This is a genomic window from Aquimarina sp. AU119, from assembly GCF_900312735.1.
Classification (GTDB): Bacteria; Bacteroidota; Bacteroidia; order Flavobacteriales; family Flavobacteriaceae; genus Aquimarina; species Aquimarina algiphila.
The window spans coordinates 382524-403244 of the sequence record NZ_OMPF01000014.1 but is presented as its reverse complement, the minus strand read 5'-3'; the positions used below and the strand labels follow the sequence as shown (position 1 = coordinate 403244).

At 39.1% G+C, this 20721-nt stretch carries 3 protein-coding genes; all 3 read left to right on the top strand.

Annotated features, from left to right (window positions below; genetic code table 11):
- The first annotated feature begins 537 nt into the window (after window positions 1-537).
- From DK442_RS12595 to DK442_RS12585, 3 genes are read left to right on the top strand one after another with little or no spacing between them, the layout of a single operon-like run.
- Window positions 538-2592 carry a gliding motility-associated C-terminal domain-containing protein gene (locus DK442_RS12595; protein WP_109436234.1) on the top strand — a complete coding sequence of 685 codons (2055 nt, stop codon included), beginning with the start codon at window positions 538-540 and terminating at the stop codon, window positions 2590-2592.
- 4 nt (window positions 2593-2596) lie between these two features.
- Entirely contained in the window at window positions 2597-5842 is a 3246-nt protein-coding gene (locus DK442_RS12590; protein WP_109436233.1) for a PorP/SprF family type IX secretion system membrane protein, read from the top strand.
- A gap of 54 nt (window positions 5843-5896) precedes the next feature.
- Window positions 5897-20638, top strand: a complete 14742-nt coding sequence (locus tag DK442_RS12585) for a T9SS type B sorting domain-containing protein (protein ID WP_160114155.1) — start codon at window positions 5897-5899, stop codon at window positions 20636-20638.
- Window positions 20639-20721: the final 83 nt, after the last annotated feature.

Genomic DNA, 20721 nt, shown 5'->3' with positions numbered 1-20721 from the left:
TTATATGTGAAATTATGGGGATATAAAGTGTTAAAATGATATTGTTTTTCCTTGAATTATAAATCTTTTTTTAAGGGAATATGACGTCTTTTTAACAAATCAACTTCAATAGTTTTTTTACACTTCATCGAAAAAAGTTGCCTTTTTCGGTGTATTTTATTTGTGTAAAATGTATCAAAACAACGGGAATTTGTCTCATTATTTTTGAATTTTTGCTGTTTTTTAACCCCAAAAGAGGGGATATTTTAACCTTTTCTATCGCTACAAAACGATTTTTTATATTGACCCAATGCTTTGATTAACAATTTTTTATGTATATTGAAGTGTCTTTTAAGATGATGTTAACTTTGGGTAATATTAAGCAACAATCTAAAGGTCAGAAAATTATTACAAAAAAAAATGAAATTTTAGTTTGATATAAACATTTAATTTATAATTTTATGTCTTGGTAAAAAATATATTAACAATATTATTAACAAGCGCCCCAAATCGCAAAGTTAATATTGCATATTCACCTTAAATTATAAGTGTGATGTCATGAAAAAAAAACTTAACCTAATATCAGTAATTGCTATTGTGACCAGCTTTCTATTTTCTTCACTGAAAGCTGACGCTCAGGATATCTCTGCACCCTTATTTTCAATTAGTGGAGCTACGGCAAATATACTTTGTGTTAATCAAAATACACCCAATCGAGAAGCGGTGGCGCAAGCCAATATTTTATTTAATGCTGGGACCGAATTTGTATTAGAATTATCTGATGAAGATGGTGTTTTTGCAGATCCAGCTGCAGTTTTGGCTAGATTCACTACCCCTATTGGTATTCCCCCTGGTGGAGATATTGAATTTCCTTCATTTCCAATTCCAACAGAATCTAGAGGAGAGAATTATAGTTTAAGAGTTAGCGTACCAGCAACAGGTACATTGAGTGCGGTTAGAGAAAATATTCCTATTTATTATTTTGATTTTTCTGTAGGAGTTACCTTGACTGGCTCTAATATTGAAGCTAATACGGTTGCTTTGTGTGATGGCGAATCTGCTACTCTAACTACATTACCAAATGATTTTCCAGAATATATTTGGACGTTTAATGGTTCTGTAATTGCTGGAGAATCAGGGCCAAATTTAGAAAACGTAACCCAAACAGGTACCTACATGGTGCAAGTAAATTTTGGAAGTTGTAATCCTGCTTTTAATTTTGATACTGCCACTGTAGAAGTTATAGATTTTAATACTACAACGGTTAGAATTAATGAAACTTCGCCGCAAGAATTCTGCCCTAGTGATGTTAAGGTATTAAGTACAAGTGTAACTGATCCCGGATTTACCTATGAATGGTTTAAAGACGGCGTTTTGATTCCTAATAGTGATAATTTTTTATTGAATTTACCGCAGAGTAATTTTGCAGGTATATATACAGTTAATGTAATTGGTACAGAAACGTGTTCGGTAACTACAGATCCTGTCGAAGTAATTAATTTAGGTTCGGATATTTTGACCCAACCGCCTCCCTTGATCATGTTATTGCCTACACAACCTACGCTAACGTTGTCGATTACAACTAATGCTCCAGATGCAGGTAGTACAGTCCAATGGTTTAGGAATGGAATTGTTTTTCAACCCACGCTTCCGATTACAGATCCGGGAGCTTTGTCTATTGATGTAACTAATCCAGGAGTTTATGTTGCTAGCGTATTTGCAAATGATGTTTGTATGGATACTTTGGATGCCACCACCGAGGTTTTCGAACCAGTTGGTTTTCGAACTCAGATTTCAACTTTGTTAGATTGTGATGCAGACACGGGTACTTTAGGATTAGAAAATTTATTTGGTATTACTGCTACAGGATTAGAAGTTCCTATTACTACAGAACAATATGCTCTATTTGACTTTGAATGGTTCTTAGGAACTCAATCAACAGGAGTAACTGAAACAACGCTAACAGTAGACCAAGATAACATTGGAGAAGTATATGCATTAGAAGCAACACTAAGAGGTACTTCTTTTGATACAGCTCGATCAAATGAACTAACAGTAGAATTCTTGTCAGATGTAGTTGTAATTGATGCTTCACCGGCATTTATTCCTTTTGGTGAAACAACTACATTGAGTGTGCAGCAAAGTAATAACTATATGTATGAATGGTTTAGAGTTGTGGATGGAGAAAATCAGTCAATAATAGATGGTACTACAAGTGACGGGACTATAACTGGACAAGGAACCAGTGAAATAGTAACAGATATCAGAGGACAATATTTTGTGAGAATTACATTGTTAGATTGTGTTATAGATTCTGAGATAATTACAATTTCTGATGTAGCGGGTAGTTCAGAGATCATACCCAATATAGTTACCCCAAACAGTGATGGTATTAACGATAATTGGTTATTACCAAGTTCACTTTTTAATCAACAAGATGTAGAAGTTATTATTTATAGTTCTAGAGGAGAGGTTGATTTTAATTCGGTAAGTTATCAGAATAACTGGCCGGCAGAAAATTCAAAATCCTCAGGTCAAGATCCTATTTATTATTATATAATAACAAAAAATAATTCCGTAGTCAGAAAAGGATCAATAACGGTAATGAGATAGTTTTATGGTCAGAAAATTACTTTTAATAATTATATGTATATCCTTTAATCTTCTTAAAGGACAGGATGAAAATACTATTACCTACGGTGTACTTCCTACAGATATTCCTACCAATAATCTCGTGAAATATAATCGATTTTATTTTAACCCTACCTTTTCTTTGGTGCGTGAAAATAAAAAATCAATAAATATATATAACAAGACACAATGGGCATCATTTAATGATAACCCACAAACATATCTTATCAATTATACCGCAAATTTTGATGAAAGAATAGGAGTTTCTATTGGATTACATCAGCAAAATGAAGGTATTTATAGATACTTTGGAGGTATTGCCAACTTTGCGTATAATGTAGAGTTAGATAGAGATATGAATCTTACTTTTGGTATGAATCTCGGTTTTTCTCAAAGCGGGATTAAATCTAATATTGATTCTGCTACCAGTACAATATTAAATAATGGTGTCCAAGTGAGTGATCCTGTCATTCTTAATTTTGAAAACAGCTCTGTTTTTCAATTGACTCCAGGTGTTAACTTTAATTACTTAGACTTTGATGTTGGAGTTTCTGCAGCGAATCTTGTTGCATACAATCTTACATCTAGTGAACTACTTACAGACAATATGGCTATTAGAGGTCATGTTATGTATACAAGACCTTTAGAAAGAAGATCAGATAAGCTTATAAGAGGGATGGGGTATGTTAATATGCTGTCTGATACGGGTGGAGATTCGAATTTAAGGTATGGAGGTAATGTGATTGTAGAATTACCGGCATTAGGATGGGCTCAAGCGGGATATAATAGTTTTTATGGCGCCTCAGTTGGAATTGGAGGTAATATCACTTCAAATGTTTCTGTAGGATATACTTATGAAACAGGTTTTGGTGACACAAGTAATTTTGGAGCTACTCATGAAGTAGGTCTGGCTTATAATTTTGAAAGAGAAAAACCAAGAAGAAGAAATAGTCGATCTAAAACAGGTACTCAAAAAGCATATGAAGCAAGGGATTCTGAGATAAGAAGATTGAAAAAAGAAATTTTAGAACAAAATAAATTAATAAGAGAACTACAAGAGCAAAAAGGCGATTCCCGAAGTCAGGAGCAAAAGGCGATGAATGAACTTGAAAGATCGATTGCAGAAGCTCGGGAAAAAGAAGCTGAAGCAGCAAGACAATTAGAATTACAGAGAGAAGAAGAGGTAAAACTACTTAATAAGAAGAAGGCAGAAGAAGAAGAACGTCTAGCAGCAGAAAGAAGATTAGAAAGAGAAGAGGCACAACAGAAAGCCGAAGAAGAACGATTAGCGGCACAAAGAGAAGTAGAACGCGAAGTTTCTGCCGAAAGAGCAGAAGAAGAAAGAATAGCAGCAGAAGAAGCTGCAAGAGAAGCAGAAGCTGCTAAACAAGAAGAAGAAGAAGAACGCCTTGCTGCAGCGAAGCAGTTAGAAATAGAAGAGGCAGAACAGAAAGCCGAGGAAGAGCGATTAGCTGCACAAAGAGAAACTGAACGCGTAGAAGCAGAACGGAAAGCCGAGGAAGAGCGATTAGCTGCGCAAAGAGAAATTGAACGTGTAGAAGCAGAACAGAAAGCTGAAGAAGAGCGATTAGCTGCGCAAAGAGAAATTGAACGTGTAGAAGCAGAACAGAAAGCTGAAGAAGAGCGATTAGCGGCACAAAAAGAAATTGAGCGTGTAGTGGCAGAGGAAAAAGAAGAGGAAGAGCGATTAGCTGCACAAAGAGAAATTGAACGTGTAGAAGCAGTACGATTAGCAGAAGAGAAGCGATTGGCAGATGAAGCAGCAGCAGAGGCGGCACGATTAGCAGAAGAGAAGCGATTAGCAGATGAAGCAGCAGCAGAAGCGGCACGATTAGCAGAAGAGAAGCGATTGGCAGATGAAGCAGCGGCAGAGGCGGCACGATTAGCAGAAGAGAAGCGATTGGCAGATGAAGCAGCAGCAGAAGCGGCACGATTAGCAGAAGAGAAGCGATTGGCAGATGAAGCAGCAGCAGAGGCGGCACGATTAGCAGAAGAGAAGCGATTGGCAGATGAAGCAGCAGCAGAGGCGGCACGATTAGCAGAAGAGAAACGATTGGCAGATGAGGCAGCAGCAGAAGCAGCACGATTAGCAGAAGAGAAACGATTGGCAGATGAGGCAGCAGCAGCAGCACGATTAGCAGAAGAGAAGCGATTGGCAGATGAGGCAGCAGCAGAGGCAGCACGATTAGCAGAAGAGAAGCGATTGGCAGATGAAGCAGCAGCAGAAGCAGCACGATTAGCAGAAGAGAAGCGATTGGCAGATGAAGCAGCAGCAGAGGCAGCACGATTAGCAGAAGAGAAGCGATTGGCAGATGCAGCAGCAGCGGCAGCTCAAAATCAAAATGAAGAAGGTTTAGATGAGATTAAGAAAGAATTAGATAATAGTAGTCGAATTACAAGCAAAATATATGCACGTAGAGATTCATTATTAACTACAAGTCTAAATGTAGATAAGCGTGAGTTTAATAAACTTTTAGAATCTCTTGTAAATATGGATGATGATGCAGGTGAGGCTAAAAATAACCCAGCTAGTTCAAAAAGACTTACGGCAAACAATAGATTTGTAAAATTTGCTGAAACTTCAAGACCAGAAGCTCAGATTGCTACTAAGTTTATACCAGGATATGCTGAAGGATATTACTTAATTGGTAATGTGTTTAAGGGTGGTGCATATGCAGAGAAATTCTCAAGTACCCTTAAAGACTTAGGATTTGATAACTCAACGATTATTCTTAATCCTGAAAATCAATTCCAATATGTTGCTATCGAAAGTTATACTGATAAAGATGAAGCGGTAGAGAAATACTTAAGTAGTATAGATAATAGATTCTTTGGAGATATGTGGATATTACATATTGCAAAGAGTAGAGTAGAATCCTATAAGAAACTATTACAAGAAACAAGATTAATAAAAGATACAGTCAAGGATGACACGGTATTAACAGAAAGTTTATCCTTTATTGGAGGACATAATATCGAAAATGGATATTACTTGATTACGAATATTTTCAAAAGAGAAAATTATTTCGAGAGAGGAATGGCGAAACTTCGATCTCAAGGATTGGAGCCTCAATATTTCAGGAACCCAAAAGATAACTATATATACGTATACTTAAAGAGATATGACAATCTTGATGATGCAAAACAAAGTCTGTTCTCTAATGTAAACAACTCGTATGGTGGAGATCTTTATATATTGAAAATTCAATAAATGTAAGAAGAGACTATGATGACTAAATACCCCAACACAAACACAACACTGCTTATGAAACTTAGACTGAAATCTGCCATCATTTTAGTTTTTTTAATGATAGGCTCGCAATTATTTGCTCAGGTTCCTTTTGGAGAGGTTCCTGGAAGTACCCTGAGAATTAATGGAGAACTAAAAATCATTGGTAATGCCATAGTCGGATTAAATCAGACGTTGGGAGGTACTACGTTTACTCCTAATGATAATTATAATGGAACCACATTTAACAACCAAAGAACATTTGGATATATTGATATAGATGGTGACGGGAGTACATTTAGTTCCAGTTCAGCAGACCTGGATCTGACTTCTGGTTGTGAACGAATAGCCTATGCTGGGCTATATTGGGCGGCCTCATATTTTGTTGATAGAACACCTAGTGGTAATAATGTACAATATACAGGATTACCGTTTCCTGATAATAGACCAGAGTTTAGGAGTATTAAAATTAGGCATCAAAGTCAGGCCGGTTACACAACCATTACACCAGCACAAACACAGGTGATATATGATGGATATCGTAATACAGCTGGGAATCCAAGTGATGCTGCGGTAATTGATATTCCTTACGTATGTTATGCTGATGTTACAAGTTTTGTACAAGGACTTGGAGCAGGAAACGCTAACGGAACATATACCATTGCTGACATGCGCGCATCTACTGGTTTTGCAGGTTTTAATTCTAATGGTATATCTGGTGGTTGGGTATTAGTAGTGGCTTATGAAGATCCAACATTATCAGCTAAATTTATAAGTACAAGACAAGGATATTTAGTAATTGCACCTGGTGACCCACTTCAAACGTTTAATTATACAAACTTTGAAACGTTACCAGCACCTCTTCCAGTGCGTGCTCGATATGCAGTTGCTACTCTAGAAGGAGACAGACCTTTTGCAGGAGATATATTCCAGGTACGAGATACAGGGGGAACATTTCGAGACGTTTTTACAACTCCGGCAAACCCCTCAGGAAACTTTTTTGATAGTTCTATAACCATAGATGGTAATTATGTAACAAATAGAACCCCGGCTTCACAAAATACTCTCGGTTTTGATGCAGACATATTTAATATTGATAACCCAGGAAATACAATTATAGGGAATAATCAAACTAATGCCGAATTTGCCACAACTTCTTCTGGTGATGCTTATAGTGTATTTTTTAATTCATTTCAAATTGAAATTATAGAACCAAGGCTTACTGTTACCAAAAGAGTACTAGATGATATTGGAACGGACATTACTGGTGATCCGGTAAATTTTGCAGATCAGTTGTTTTATGAGTTAACTATAGAAAATCAGGGAAATGAAGATATTACTGCGGCTACAATTAGAGATGTACTTCCCGACAATGTAGATTTTACTATAGGTAGTATTACTACTAGTAATCCCGGCATAGTTGCAACTCCTAATGGAACAAATCGAGAAATCGATATTACGATTACGGATGACCTTATTGTTCGTGGCGGAGGAGTGCATACAGTCCGTTTTGGAGTTCAGGTTGTTGCGACCTGTGCTGATTTACGGGATGCATGTTCTAATCAGATTAATAATGTTGCTATCTCGACATATACAGGAGTTGATTCAGGGACTACTCGTACAGGTGAAACCAGTATTTTAGAACAGGATGCCTGTCGATTTGATATTGTAGGTTCATCCAACGTTTTGATTAATGATGGGATATGTTTTACAGAAAGCACTCCCGCTTTTATTTGTACAGGTTCTTTAGAGCTTACTGCAGGTAATGGTTTTACCAATTATGACTGGACCTATGTAGATGACCCAACGGTTGTATTTCCAAACTCTCAAACTATTACAGTAACCCTTCCAGGAACATATACTGTTTTAAATACTGGTGCTCCAGGATGTCAGGATTCTCAACAAACTTTTGTTGTGGATGGTTTTACTACAGTTACAAATCCAGTGGTGGATATAGCTAACAACTTAGGGTCTAATCCTAATGTAAATGGTAATGTGAGAACCTGTCCTATTACAGGAGATCCTTTGCCTGAGATATTTTTATGTGGTGCAGGTACAACACTAAATATTCCAATAAATTTCCCTGCTGGTACAACAGTAGTTTGGGAGCGATTGGACCCTTCAGCTTGTCCTACAGTAACAAGAGATCCTAACTGTCCAACTCCTGTTATTGACTCTGGTGGTTGTGATGGCGACTGGGTACAGGTAAGTACAGATATTGGTAGTTATACGGTTACTCAAGCAGGTGAATATAGAATAAGAGCTACTTTTGATAGTAGTTGTACGATTCCATTTTATTTTAATGTATTTCAAAATAATTTTGATCCCGATCTTGTTGTCGTTCGTCAAATTATATGTGGTACTCCTGGAACATTACGTGTTCAGAACTCTTCTCTAGAATATGAATATCAATTAGTAGCTCCTGGAGGTGCAACAACAGCATACCAGACTTCTCCTGAATTTTCAGGATTAACTACAGTAGGTAACTATACAGTAAATGTTCGTCAAACAGGAGGTCTGCCTACAGCTTGTGTTTTTCAGGATTCTGTATTTTTAGATGAATTAGATGCGAATGAAGTGGTTGATGTAACATCACCTACTTGTCCGGATGGTAGAGGAACAATCTCGATTTCAGTTACAGATTCTCAGATTAATTATACATATACGATTAATAGCACAACAACGGCTTTTACAGATTCTGAAGGGCCTACTACAACACCGAGTCATACATTTACAGGTTTGGTTCCTGATACATATGAGGTACAGGTATTATCTGCTGATGGAAGTTGTTCAGAAACGTTTACAAGAGTCGTAGCGCCTGCGGCACCATTTACAGCTACGGTGGTATTACTTGAAGATTTGCATTGTAACCCAGCATATCAACCAGATCCAACGCTTAATGATCCATCACATCCTAATTATGATCCAACGGCATTGCCATTCGATCCAGATGAATTAATAGCGATTTATGAGGTTACGGTAACAGGAGGGTCTACTAATTTGGCATTTAATAATCAATTAGATTTCTTAGGCACGACACTAGTACCGTTAACAGGAACAACATACCAGTTTAGAGCTACAGCTCCGGGTAATTATCCTGTTTTTGTTAATGATTTAGATAATAGTTGTACGATTAGCGCAGGTAGCGTTGATGTAACACCATATGAAGCAATTGAGGCTACGGCTACACCAATCAACCCAGATTGTAGTGGTAGTTTAGGAGCAATTGACGTTACCATTACGGCAGGTCTTGCAGAGAATCCATTTACTTATATTTTGGATGCAGGTACAGCCTCAGAAGTAAGAATTGGTCCAAGTAATAATACTACAGAAAGATTTAATAATGTAGATCCAACGGTTTCCCATACGGTTACCGTCGAAGATCAGTTTGGTTGTGATTTTGTCATTACCCCAGATATTACTTTTACTTCACCAGCTGGTATCACAGCTACGATCAATGATGATTTTCGATTATTGAGTTGTACAGCTACTCCTGGTGCTCAGGCCCAGGTTACTGATATTACTGGTGGTTCAGGTACGTATGAGTGGAGTTTAAATCCAGCGGGTCCTTTTACACCAATTGTGACTACTGTTCCGTTTACTCCTTTTGAGGTTGATTTTGCAGCTGCAGGTTCGTATACGATTTATATAAGAAATCAGGTTACTCCCCCTACAGATAGTTGTGTTGAGAGTTTCCCAATAGTTATCGATCCATTATTAGAGGTTGATAGTGTTACGATTACTCCTGGAGACCAGGATTGTTCTAACCAAACGGTTGATGTTGTACTTTCGGCTTCACCTTTTCCTCTTCCAGGCGCTGCTTTTTATGAGTTTGAGGTTACCCCAGACCCTGCTAGTGGAGCAGCTGGTACAGGTACGGTAGCTTTTGATGTAGCGACAAATTATACCTTTACTAATGGAGTATCATATACGGTTAGAGCAAGAAGAAGTGATACACAATGTATAAATACAGGTAACTTTACAGGAGTTACTATTCCAGAAATACAGATTACGAGTGCTACCCAGGATAAACCTGTAAATTGTGTTGGTGCTAGTGATGGTATTTTATCTTTCACTGTTGGTAATAGTGCTTCATATACATATACTGTTACCGGTGGTCCTACAGCTGTTCCCCCAGGAGCGGGAGCAGGAGTTACTCCAGTAACTATTAATTCACTAGCTGCAGGTACATATACGATTACGGTTACAGACACGAATCTTACTGCACCTTCTGTAAATTGTTCTACGAGTACTACTGTTGAGATTACAGAGCCAGCGGTTGCCTTAAGTTTCACTCCTGTTGTAGATGCTGCGGACTGTGGTAATCCAACGGGAACGATTACTGTGAATGCAGTTGGCGGACGAGGAGGATATCAATATGAATTACGAAATGCTGCAGGTACTCTTCCTGCTATTACAGCATATCAATCGAGTAATGTATTTAGTGGTTTAGCAGCTGCGACGTATACTGTTTTTGTAAGAGACGATAGTGATCCTACCTTAGCATGTGAGGTTAGTCAGCCGGTAATTGTTCCGGTTACGGTTGTTCCAAGTATTGCTTTGGCTACAGGCGGAGATGCGTGTTATACCCCTGCAGATCCTGCTACCCAGTGGGTTACTATTACGCTAGGAGTTCCATTACCAATAGGTCCATTTACGTATAGTTTAGATGGTGGTGGTCCTTTAGCGGTTACTTTTTTACCAGGTCCGGCACCGGCGAATACTTTTGAGATTCCTAATTTGGCACCAGGTGCTCATACGGTTACAGTAACGAATACGGGAAGTACTTGTTCATCTAACACGGTTAACTTCACGATTAATCCAGAGTTGACTATTACAGCTAACTTAACTAAAGATTTAACTTGCGCTCCAACCGCTGACGCTACGATAGAATTTACGGCTACAGGTGGAGATACTACCTATACCTTTGATGTTCTAGGTCCAGATGCACAGACGGGAGTTACTTCTCCGGCATCAGTAAATACGGCAGGAACATATCAGATTAGAGTAACTGATGGTCTTGGTTGTGTAGCTACTTCAGCAGATATAATAGTGACTCCTTATGAGGCATTAGCTGGAGGCTTAACCCCAATAGCTCCAGAGTGTCCATCTGATAATGGTGGAATTACAGTTACTTTGACAGCAGGAGAAGGTCCATTTACTTACATATTAGATCAGGGAACTGCATCAGAAGTTATTTTTGGACCTATTGCAGGTGTAACGCATACTTTTAATGGAGTTACTCCTTCAGTACCGCATAATATTACTGTCGAAGATCAGTTTGGTTGTGATTTAGTATTAGGTCCATTAACATTAACCCCACCTAATCCAATTGTTGCTACGATCAATGATGATTTTCGATTATTGAGTTGTACAGCTACTCCTGGTGCTCAGGCCCAGGTTACTGATATTACTGGTGGTTCAGGTACGTATGAGTGGAGTTTAAATCCAGCGGGTCCTTTTACACCAATTGTGACTACTGTTCCGTTTACTCCTTTTGAGGTTGATTTTGCAGCTGCAGGTTCGTATACGATTTATATAAGAAATCAGGTTACTCCCCCTACAGATAGTTGTGTTGAGAGTTTCCCAATAGTTATCGATCCATTATTAGAGGTTGATAGTGTTACGATTACTCCTGGAGACCAGGATTGTTCTAACCAAACGGTTGATGTTGTACTTTCGGCTTCACCTTTTCCTCTTCCAGGCGCTGCTTTTTATGAGTTTGAGGTTACCCCAGACCCTGCTAGTGGAGCAGCTGGTACAGGTACGGTAGCTTTTGATGTAGCGACAAATTATACCTTTACTAATGGAGTATCATATACGGTTAGAGCAAGAAGAAGTGATACACAATGTATAAATACAGGTAACTTTACAGGAGTTACTATTCCAGAAATACAGATTACGAGTGCTACCCAGGATAAACCTGTAAATTGTGTTGGTGCTAGTGATGGTATTTTATCTTTCACTGTTGGTAATAGTGCTTCATATACATATACTGTTACCGGTGGTCCTACAGCTGTTCCCCCAGGAGCGGGAGCAGGAGTTACTCCAGTAACTATTAATTCACTAGCTGCAGGTACATATACGATTACGGTTACAGACACGAATCTTACTGCACCTTCTGTAAATTGTTCTACGAGTACTACTGTTGAGATTACAGAGCCAGCGGTTGCCTTAAGTTTCACTCCTGTTGTAGATGCTGCGGACTGTGGTAATCCAACGGGAACGATTACTGTGAATGCAGTTGGCGGACGAGGAGGATATCAATATGAATTACGAAATGCTGCAGGTACTCTTCCTGCTATTACAGCATATCAATCGAGTAATGTATTTAGTGGTTTAGCAGCTGCGACGTATACTGTTTTTGTAAGAGACGATAGTGATCCTACCTTAGCATGTGAGGTTAGTCAGCCGGTAATTGTTCCGGTTACGGTTGTTCCAAGTATTGCTTTGGCTACAGGCGGAGATGCGTGTTATACCCCTGCAGATCCTGCTACCCAGTGGGTTACTATTACGCTAGGAGTTCCATTACCAATAGGTCCATTTACGTATAGTTTAGATGGTGGTGGTCCTTTAGCGGTTACTTTTTTACCAGGTCCGGCACCGGCGAATACTTTTGAGATTCCTAATTTGGCACCAGGTGCTCATACGGTTACAGTAACGAATACGGGAAGTACTTGTTCATCTAACACGGTTAACTTCACGATTAATCCAGAGTTGACTATTACAGCTAACTTAACTAAAGATTTAACTTGCGCTCCAACCGCTGACGCTACGATAGCATTTACAGCTACAGGTGGAGATACTACCTATACCTTTGATGTTCTAGGTCCAGATGCACAGACGGGAGTTACTTCTCCGGCATCAGTAAATACGGCAGGAACATATCAGATTAGAGTAACTGATGGTCTTGGTTGTGTAGCTACTTCAGCAGATATCATTGTTAATCCTACGGTTACCCCAACTGCCACTACAGCTACTGTTCCAGTGCTTTGTTTTGGTGAATCTACAGGAGCTGTTACGATTACTCCAACAGCTGGTGAAGGTCCTTTTGAAGCAAGAATACTCTCTCCAGGACCTGCAGGAGTATTTGGGCCGGATCTTACCTTTACTGGTTTGGCTGCTGGAAATTATGTTTTTGAAATCAGAGATTCAAAAGAATGTGTTAGTGCCAATATACCGGTTACGATAACAGAGTCACCAGAAATAACGGCTACAATTAACACGATTACCAATATAGATTGTTCTACGAACGTAACAGGAACCATTGTATTGAATCCTGCTACAGGAGGTTCTGCAGGTATAACAGATTATACTTATGTGTTATTGAATAGTGATTTAACTCAAAATACAAGAACAACGACTAATCCCCAAAATTTATTGGTAGGAGTCGGGCCAACATTTGATCTTCTTGATCCAGATTCATATTTTGTTGATATTATAGGTTCTGATGGATGTAGTAATCGTGTAGGGCCATTTGTGGTAACACAACCACCTTTTGATTTGAATTTTGATGTTACTCCAGTTCCAACAGATTGTTCTTCTGGTGCAACGTATCAAATCACAGTAACAGGAGGAGAAGGGCCATTTTTAATTAATGAATTTAGAACTACCCCTCCCATATCTACAATACCGCCATACGAAACTTTAAATGGAAATTTAGGTGGAGTAAATACTCCATTGCCAAATGCTTTTGGAAATGAAACACGACATGAATTTATAGGTTTAGATTATGGTACTCCTTATGTATTTGAAATTATTGACACCTCTTCTGGATGTAGATATTTTGAAGCTGTTCCAGTAGTAGATCCCCCAGGATTTGATGTTGTGATTGATAGTACAGATCCTGCAGATTGTTTTGGAGATACTAACGGTACAGTAACCTTTACTGTCACTACTTTAGCTACTACAGTAGATTGGGAAGTGTTTGATGCTGATACAGGACTCACAACAGGTATTACAGGAACATTGACATCACCAACATTTACAGATACCGCTGGAGGTTTAGGAGAAGGAAATTACTTTGTTAGAGTTGTAGAAACTGCTGGTGCTGCAATACCATGTACTGATGCCGCACCATTTACAATTACTCAACCAGCAAGTCCATTAACTTTAGCATTTGTAAGTGCAACCCCTACGGATTGTAATACTGCATTATCTACAGTTACTATGGATGCCAATGGTGGTGTTGGTCCTTATGAGTTTGCTGCGGTTGCAGGGACACTTCCTCAACCTGACCCTATAGCGTTCCCATTAACAAATACATTTACTTTAGATCCTACAACGAGTACGGCTTGGGTAATTTTTGTAAGAGATGCCAATAATTGTATTGTCCCAAGAGAAATAACAATACCACCGTTTACTCCTGCGCCAGTAATTGATACTATTGATGCTTTTGTTGATGATGCCTGTACCTTTGATAATGCTTATACTTTTACAGTAACGGCGACGAGTAATGTTCCTATTCCACCAGGAACGGGAGCGTTAACGTTCTCTTTAGATGGCGGCGCTCGAGTTGCTGGTACAGCTACAGGTCCTAATACGGCTACGATAGATTTTCCATTAAGTGGTCCTGGCACATATTCAGTTGTTGCTTTTGATGAGAATGGATGTCCATCTTTACCACGAACTATTGAGGTATTTCCAGAGTTACAAGTTACAGCTGTCTTTACTGATCCTACATGTAGGGCAAACGATGCGACTATTGTAGCTACGGTTACAGGAGGTTCTGACATTACGGCTAATCCGGGTAATTTTACTTTTGATTTAGTTAATGCTGGTACGAGTGTTACTATACCGGGCGTTACTCAGACACCAGGTCCGGGAGCTAATCAGATAACGTTTAGTAGTACTACCCCTGGTACGGATGGTATTTTCCCTGGAGATTATCGAGTAGAGGTTACCGATAGTGCTATTAATGTGGCACCTGGTTGTACGGACACTTTTGATATTACGGTTCCTACTTTTGTAGATCCAATACCTTCAGCGGCAGTTACTCCGGTATCTTGTTTTGGAGGCAATGATGGTAGTATTTTAATAAGTTTAGATCCTTCTGCAGATGATGACACTCCATATACATATGAACTATTTGTATATGATCCATCACCTACAGCAGCGGGAGCTTCAGTAGCTGGTCCTCAGGCGAGTCCATTATTTAATAATACGATTGCTCCTATTACTGCGGGTCAATATGAAGTTGTAGTAACTTCATCAAGAGGTTGTCCTGTGACGTTGGAGCCTATTACTATTGTGGGTCCTACGGCTGCTTTAAATGTAGTTCCTTCACAAACACCATATGCGTGTAATGCGACAAATGATGATGTTTTCCCAGTGATTACCTTAACGATTAGTGGAGGTACAGCACCATATGATGTTGCTTATACTGGTCCATCATCGTCAGGATCAGAGACTGATGTTGCTGATGCTGATGCAGTGGCAGCCGATGTTCAATATGATATTACTGCTCCTGTTGCTGGTACCTATAGTATTACTGTGACAGATGAGAATAATTGTGTGTTCACGACTTTTGATGTTATTGTTCCACCATTTGCGATCATGACAGATCCAACGATTACTAGAGATACGAGTGCTGTTAATAATGGAGTCATTTCATGTACTAATCCAGAGACTGTGATTGTATCGATTACAGGAGGAACAGGTCCATTTACCTTTACAGCCCTAAGTGGAACTGGTATTTTACCTGCACCACCAATAGTTGTAGCTGCAGGAACATTAGATGATGTAGGTACACCAGAGATAGAAACCAGAGCAGTATTTACATTACCAAGTGTTGGTAATTATGTATTTCAGATTTCAGATCAGACGACTACATGTACTATAGATACTCCAGCTTATCCTATTGCTCAATTTGATACAATAGAAGCAACAATAACTCCATTAACAAATGTTTTATGTGCTGGAGATGATACAGGAGAAATTACTTTAACAGTTACAGGATATACAGGTACTTATAATTATGTTGCTACGAATAGTAGTACAGTACCGGTGACTACGGTTAGTGGTTCTGATGATACCGCTACAGGACCAATAACGATAAGTGGATTAGAAGCAGGAGATATAACTGTTTTAGTTACAGCAACTCAAACACCGTTCTGTGATGATACTTCTAATGTAGTTACGATTACTGAACCAGATCCATTGACTTTGGATATAGTAAGTGCTACTGCACCTAATTGTAGTAATATGGAAATGTCTACTGTAGTGATGGACGCTGATGGAGGTAATGGTCCTTATGAGTATGCAGCGGTTGCAGGAATATTGGTTGCTGGTCCACCACAAGTACCGGCAGATCCGGCAGTATTCCCACTAACAGATACATTTACTTTAGATCCGGCAACAAGTTTAAACTGGGTAATTTTTGTAAGAGATGCCAATGGTTGTATTACACCAAGGCAAATTGCAATCCCTCCAGTTACTCCTGCACCAGTAATTGATACTATTGATGCTTTTGTTGATGATGCCTGTACCTTTGATAATGCTTATACTTTTACAGTAACGGCGACGAGTAATGTTCCTATTCCACCAGGAACGGGAGCGTTAACGTTCTCTTTAGATGGCGGCGCTCGAGTTGCTGGTACAGCTACAGGTCCTAATACGGCTACGATAGATTTTCCATTAAGTGGTCCTGGCACATATTCAGTTGTTGCTTTTGATGAGAATGGATGTCCATCTTTACCACGAACTATTGAGGTATTTCCAGAGTTACAAGTTACAGCTGTCTTTACTGATCCTACATGTAGGGCAAACGATGCGACTATTGTAGCTACGGTTACAGGAGGTTCTGACATTACGGCTAATCCGGGTAATTTTACTTTTGATTTAGTTAATGCTGGTACGAGTGTTACTATACCGGGCGTTACTCAGACACCAGGTCCGGGAGCTAATCAGATAACGTTTAGTAGTACTACCCCTGGTACGGATGGTATTTTCCCTGGAGATTATCGAGTAGAGGTTACCGATAGTGCTATTAATGTGGCACCTGGTTGTACGGACACTTTTGATATTACGGTTCCTACTTTTGTAGATCCAATACCTTCAGCGGCAGTTACTCCGGTATCTTGTTTTGGAGGCAATGATGGTAGTATTTTAATAAGTTTAGATCCTTCTGCAGATGATGACACTCCATATACATATGAACTATTTGTATATGATCCATCACCTACAGCAGCGGGAGCTTCAGTAGCTGGTCCTCAGGCGAGTCCATTATTTAATAATACGATTGCTCCTATTACTGCGGGTCAATATGAAGTTGTAGTAACTTCATCAAGAGGTTGTCCTGTGACGTTGGAGCCTATTACTATTGTGGGTCCTACGGCTGCTTTAAATGTAGTTCCTTCACAAACACCATATGCGTGTAATGCGACAAATGATGATGTTTTCCCAGTGATTACCTTAACGATTAGTGGAGGTACAGCACCATATGATGTTGCTTATACTGGTCCATCATCGTCAGGATCAGAGACTGATGTTGCTGATGCTGATGCAGTGGCAGCCGATGTTCAATATGATATTACTGCTCCTGTTGCTGGTACCTATAGTATTACTGTGACAGATGAGAATAATTGTGTGTTCACGACTTTTGATGTTATTGTTCCACCATTTGCGATCATGACAGATCCAACGATTACTAGAGATACGAGTGCTGTTAATAATGGAGTCATTTCATGTACTAATCCAGAGACTGTGATTGTATCGATTACAGGAGGAACAGGTCCATTTACCTTTACAGCCCTAAGTGGAACTGGTATTTTACCTGCACCACCAATAGTTGTAGCTGCAGGAACATTAGATGATGTAGGTACACCAGAGATAGAAACCAGAGCAGTATTTACATTACCAAGTGTTGGTAATTATGTATTTCAGATTTCAGATCAGACGACTACATGTACTATAGATACTCCAGCTTATCCTATTGCTCAATTTGATACAATAGAGGCTGCGATAACCTTAGGAAATGATATTACATGTTTTAATACGAGTCCACCAGATGGTTCAGTTAACCTAATTGTTACTGGATACACAGGTCCATATACATATGTTGCTACCAATAGTAGTACAGTACCGGTGACTACGGTTTCTGGAAGTGGTAATACCACGACAGATCCAGCTACGGGGTTAAATATCCCAGGATTACTAGCAGGAGACATAACAGTTGTGGTTACAGCAACAAATACCCCATTCTGTGATGCTACTTCGAATGTAGTAGCAATTACACAACCCCCTGCTATTTTGGTGACAGCAAATCAAATACGAAACGAGAGTTGTAATCCACCTGCTCCGGGAGGTGATGATGCTTTAATAGAAGCTGTTGCTAGTGGAGGTACAGGAACCTTAGAGTATCAGTTAGAAGATGCAGTAGGAGGTATATTAGTTGCCTTTGGTAGTGATCCAAGATTCGGAGATTTCGGATTGGATGGAGGCGTTGCTCCTGCTGGAATAGATTATGTAGTAAGAGTTAGAGACTCCAGAGGATGTGAGCAAACGGATACCATTAATATTCAGCCACCGGTGCCACTTGTACTCAACCCAATCGCGCCGACCACATTAGATTGTGCAGATAGCGAAGATGGTGTAATTACAGCTACAGCAACAGGTGGTCAGGGAGTAGGTACATATTTCTTCTCCTTAACATTACCTGATGGATCGGTATCTGCAAGAGTAAATAATGGTACAGATACGTTCCAGTGGATAGATCTAAAGCCAGGAAACTATATTGTTACGGTTTCTGATAACTTGACTTGTGAGGCAATTCAGAATCCAGTAGTGATTACTGCTCCCCCTGCAGTTACAGTTGATGTAACTCCTACAGGAATAAGTTGTTTAACGGCTAATCCTAACAATATACTAGTTACAGGTGGTGGCGGAGTTGGAGGCTATACGTATGGTTATATTTTCACTAATATAACTACTGGCGTAGCAGCTCCAATAGTGTATCAGGCTGGTGATACTTTCCTTAATTTACCAGAAGGTGATTATGATTTCTATGTCCGTGATGGTAATTTATGTGAATCTCCTGCCTCTACCAGAATTCAGGTTAGAAACCCTGATCCATTGGATGCTACATTAGATATGAACAATTTTAATATTGTTTGTTTTGGAGAGCCAACAGGTTCTGTAGATGCTGTGGCAACAGGAGGATTAGGTAATTATGGATATAGAGTTAATGGTACGGATTATTTAGGGAATCCTGTAAACTTACCAGGACCTACAGCTACTGATACGCAGACGACAAGTTTCTTTGGAGACTTACTTGCAGGAACGTATACTTATACGGTAACTAGTGGAGATTGTGTTGATGTTGTTCGACCGTTTACAATTATTCAACCTGATGAGTTTATAGTAGAAGCTTTTGAAACGCCAATTTCGTGTAATGGAGAAACTGATGGTACGATACGAGTAACAGCTGTAGGAGGTACTTCTCCTCAATATTTCTTCTCATTATATAATAGTGCTGGAGATGCTGTATTTACCTTTATAGAAGATGATTCTGAATTACCAATAGGAGAACATACATTTACAGATTTACCAGCAGATACATATAGAGTAGAGGTAGAAGATAATAATGGATGTCCAAGAGAAGTTATAGATATTTTAATTATCGAGCCAGATCCGATTCTAGGTACTGTAACTGCACAAACACCCGAAGAATGTGCTGGAGATATGAACGGTACAGCGACGATATCTATTACCGGAGGTTTACAACCAGTTCCACCTGCAAGTCCGGTGTATTTCTGGAGTATTGATGGAGTAACATATCTACCAGTACCAGATCCAACCGCGTTATTTGTTGATAATCTTCCTGGAGGAGTGAGTACTGTGTTTATTAGAGATTCGCAGAACAATCCTAATTGCCAGGGTGCAGTGGCTATTGATATTGTGCCTGGGGTTAACCTTGACGCAACGTTAGAGCCAAGATTAGTATGTCCTATCTATGATTATACCGATCCAATGAATCCTGTTATGACTAGTGAAGAGCAATACTTTATTGACTTTAATATCATTGCCGAGTCAGAAGGATTAGATATTATTTATACCTTAAATGGTATAAATGGTACACCTAACCCTCCTAGTAACTCGAATTTGACAGGAACTTTTGAAGTAGCTCCTGGAGAGTATGAAGGTGTGATGGAATCTCAATTATGTACAAGAACTATCGGAACGATAGAGATTATTGAGTATACACCATTAGCGATACCTGTTGCTGAGATGACCAATAACCCTCAGGATCCTAATGAATATAGAATTTTGGCATCTGGAGGAAGACAATTTGAAAACGATCCATTCTACGCGTTCTCTTTCACTATGTTAGATGAAGGAACAACTTTAGAGGAATTAGAACCTTCCGACTTTACTGAGTTAGATGGAAATATCTTTGTAATTCGTGAGACTGCAGATTATGTTTTAAGAGTTGTAGATGCAGATGGTTGTGAAGTGCGTGTAGTTGTGAATTTGACATATATCAATATTCGTATTCCAAATTACTTTACACCAAATAATCCAAATACTTCTATAGAAGAACGTTTTTGGTACCCTAGACAAATTACTCCTAATATAGATGACCCATTCTTCTTTGAAAACATGGAAGTAACCATATTTGATAGATACGGTCGTATGTTAAAAGAGTTTAAAGGAGATCAACAAGGATGGTCTGGAACGTATCAAGGGAAGATGCTTCCATCTGGTGATTATTGGTACACTATCATCTTGAACGATGTAGACAATAGAGAGTTTACGGGTCACTTTACACTATATAGATAATATATAGAAGGTAAGTGAGTTATAAGACCATATGGATAGAACCAAAGGAAATAGAAAGAGAAAAAAGTTAACGATCTGTAATT